The 3604-nt window shown below is 73.8% G+C and carries 3 protein-coding genes; all 3 read left to right on the top strand.

The genetic code is table 11. The annotated features are described in order from the left end of the window. The coding region (locus ABWK99_RS14695) for a hypothetical protein (protein ID WP_372595444.1) at positions 1–2432 on the top strand (2432 nt) is incomplete at its 5' end. Positions 2433–2586: 154 nt separating this feature from the next. Beyond that, a complete protein-coding gene (idi, locus tag ABWK99_RS14690; RefSeq protein ID WP_372595443.1) occupies positions 2587–3126 on the top strand; it encodes an isopentenyl-diphosphate Delta-isomerase in 540 nt (179 codons plus the stop codon). After that, a partial coding sequence (locus ABWK99_RS14685; RefSeq protein WP_372595442.1) for a polyprenyl synthetase family protein occupies positions 3123–3604 on the top strand: 482 nt, incomplete at its 3' end. The genes idi and ABWK99_RS14685, both read left to right, overlap by 4 nt.

The raw sequence follows: 3604 nt of genomic DNA, 5'->3' as shown, positions 1-3604 counted from the left end.
AGCTCATCGCCGGCGTCCGTGCCCCGCTCACCGTCACCGTCGCCAACACGGGCGCGAGCGACGCGAGCGCGGTGACCACGGACCTCGTCTTCCCCGCCGACACGGACTGGGACGTCCAACTCGCCTCCACGCCGTCGGGAGGCGCCGGCGCCGCCGTGCCCCGCGCCGCGACGGTCTCCGGGTGGTCGTGCACGGAGGTCGGCGCGACGACGGCCCGCTGCACCCTGCCGACGCTCGCGGCCGGGACGAGCAGCGATCTCCAGCTGTCCGTCTTCGTCGACGACCCGACGCTCGACGGCGACCGCGACCTCGAGGTCCGCGTCACGACCGCCTTCGCCGGCAGCACCGCGCCCGTCACGCGAAGCCTCCCGACCCGGCTCAGCTCGGCTCCGGGGATCCTCGTGGTCGAGGACGCCCCTCGTGTCGACCTCACGGCCGCCGTCGACCGGGCCGTTTCGACCTTCGTGTGGGTGCCCGTGCACAACGCCGGGCGCACCACGCTGCGCGATGCGCATGTCCAGGTCGCCCTGCCCGCGGGTCTGCCGACGTCCGTCGAGGTCGCCGCGAGCTCACTGAGCACGGCATGGACCTGCACGGCCGACGGTCGCCTGCTCGACTGCACGACGGCGACCATCCGGCCAGGGGTGGAGCTCCCGCTCCTGCTCGACGTGAGCGTCCCGGCCCTCGACCTCGGCGCCGCTGCTCCGTTCGTCGACGTGGACGTCGACGCGGCCCTCCTGCTCAGCGCAGGGGCCACGACGGCGCAGGCCCCGGTGACCGTCCGATCCGCGCCGGGCAGCGCCGTGGTCGACCTGACCACGCCGACCACCGTCCAGCCGGGCGCCACCCGCCCGGTCACGATCGGCGTCGGCAACGACGGCGGCACTTCGCTCCGCGACCTCTCCGCGACGATCACGCTGCCGCCGGGCCTCTCGGCAGCGGACCTCGCTCTGCCGACCGACTGGGCCTGCGCCGCGACCACGAGCACCGTGATCACCTGTGCGCTCGACGAGCCGCTCGTCCCAGGGACCTCCCGGCCGATCGTGGTCGGCGTCACGGCGTCGTCCTCGGTGAACGGCTCGATCGCGGTGTCGATCGCGGGGGCCGGCGGTGCCCTCGCGACCGGGACGTCCGAGGTCGAGGTGCTGACCCCTGCGCTCGCCTTCGAGCCCGGCGTCACAGCCGAGTTCGTGCGGAACGCGGGCACCGTCTCCTTCGGCGTGACGAACACCGGCAAGGGCGCCGCGCAGGGACTCACGGCGCGAGTCAGCGTCCCGCGGGCCGTCACCCTCGAGGAGCCCTCCGCAGCCGAGAAGGACCGCTGGCAGTGCACCCGGGACGACGCGCAGCACGTCACGTGCACGCTCGCGAGCCTCGCACCGGGAGCATCGGCGACCGTCGTCCTGTCGGCGACCGCCGAGGCGGCGACGAGCCAGTCCGTCGTCGTGGAGGTCACGGACGGCCAGGCGACGATCGCGTCGACCGCGAAGCTGTCGATCTCCTCGGCGGGCCTCAGCCCACGCGGACGGTGGACGGGCGGCTACGCCGTCACGGAGATCGGCACCCCGGTCCTCGGCTGCGACCTGACGAGCGATGCGTGCCGACGGGTGATGGACTCTCTCGGCGGCAGCACGGCGAACAACAGCCAGTCGATGGTCCCGCTCGCTGACCCGACCGCGACGCTCACGGTCCCCGAGGGCCGCGAGATCGCCTTCGCCGGTCTGTACTGGTCGGGCAACCGGCGGCTCCCCGGCACCGGCGCCACCGGGGACGAGTGGACCGGTGCGCTGACCGCCGTCTCGGTCCGCGGCCCCGGAGCCGATCCGGTCCCGGTCACCGGAGCCGTCCTGGCCACAGCCGTCGACAGCGGCAACCGGGAGTACTACCAGTCCTTCGCCGACGTGACCGATCTCGTGCGCGCCTACGGCGCGGGCGCCTGGGCCGTCGACGGGGTCGCGTATGCCGCGACCATGACGGACACGGTCCCCTCGTACTACGCGGGCTGGTCCCTCGTGGTCGTCTACGCGACGCCGGGGGTCGACCAGGACGTGAGCCTGTACGACGGCGGCGCGTGGGTCGCCACCGGCTCCTCCACGACCTTCGCCTTCGAGGGGCGTGCCGACCGCACGGCACGGGTCGGCGTGGTGGCCTGGGAGGGTGACCGCAACGGCTCCGGCGGGCGGGACGCCCTCTCGCTCGGGACGACGACGCTGACCCCGCTGCGCGCCGACGGGTCCTCCGGGATCACGACCGATGCCTTCAGCTCGACGGCGACCGGATCGGGATTCAACAACTCGCTCGGGGTCGATGCGACCTCGTTCGCCCCGGTCCCCCTCGCGGACGGCATCAACCGCCTCACCGCGTCCACGGGAGGCGACCAGTACCTCATCGGGGCCGTCACCGTCACCAGCACGGCGCAGCCCGCGCCCTGAGCCGTCGCCCCGAGCCGTCGCCCTGAGCCGGGCGGCGCGATCGGTCGCGCATCGACCGGTCGACGACCGCCCTCCCGTTCGCCGCGACAGCCGTCCGGGGCTCCCCTATCCTCAGCCTACTGAGCATCCGTGGGGGACAGGGAGGTGATCGGCGGTGACCACCGAGCTGGTCGTGCTGCTCGACGAGTCGGGTGAAGCCATCGGCACCACGCCCAAGGCGACGGTCCACACCCGCGAGACACCCCTGCACCTGGCGTTCTCCTGCCATGTGCTCGACGACGAGGGCCGCGTGCTGGTGACCCGTCGCGCGCTGTCCAAGCTCACCTGGCCCGGGGTGTGGACCAACAGCTTCTGCGGGCACCCCGGACCGGGGGAGGACACCGAGGACGCGATCCGCCGCCGGGCTCGCGACGAGCTCGGGATGGAGGTCGTGGACATCGCGCTCGTGGACCCGCACTTCCGCTACCGCGCCGTCGACGCCTCGGGGATCGTCGAGAACGAGATCTGCCCCATCTACACCGCCCGACCGGCACCGGGCTCGGTGCCCCAGCCCCATCCGGACGAGGTGATGGACCACGCCTGGGTCGAGCCGCGCCACCTGCGCGCGGCCATCGAGGCCGTGCCCTTCGCGCTCAGCCCGTGGCTCGTCCTCTCGGCGCCGTCGCTGAGCCTGCTCGGCGGGGCCGAGGCATGAGCCCCCTGGTCCTCGCGCCACGTCGGCTGGACGACCAGGTCACCGCCGCCCTGGACGCCGTCCTGGAGCACTCGATCGCCCGGGCCTCGGCGTACGGCCCGCGCTTCGTGCTCATGTGGAGCGAGATCGCCCGCAGCGTGCGTGGCGGGAAGAGGTTCCGCTCCGGACTCGTGCTCGGGGCGCACACCGGACTGGGTGGCCCCCACCCCGATGCCGCCGTCGCGGTGGCCGGGGCCTTCGAGGTACTGCACACGGCCTTCCTCGTGCACGACGACCTGATCGACGGCGACACGATGCGACGGGGCGAGCCCAACCTCGGCGAGACCATGCGCCGTGACGCCGTCGCCGACGGCCTCGGTGGGTCCGCCGCCGAACGCTGGTCGGCCGCGTCGGCCGTCCTCGCCGGGGATCTCGCGATCGCCCTGGCGCACCGGCTCGTCGCCGGCCTCGACGTCCCCGCGCCCCTGCGGCTCGCTCT

This window comes from Actinotalea sp. (assembly GCF_041597215.1).
Taxonomy (GTDB): domain Bacteria; phylum Actinomycetota; class Actinomycetes; order Actinomycetales; family Cellulomonadaceae; genus Actinotalea.
Note: the sequence above shows the minus strand (reverse complement) of the source record. Positions and strands in the feature narration are given on the sequence as shown.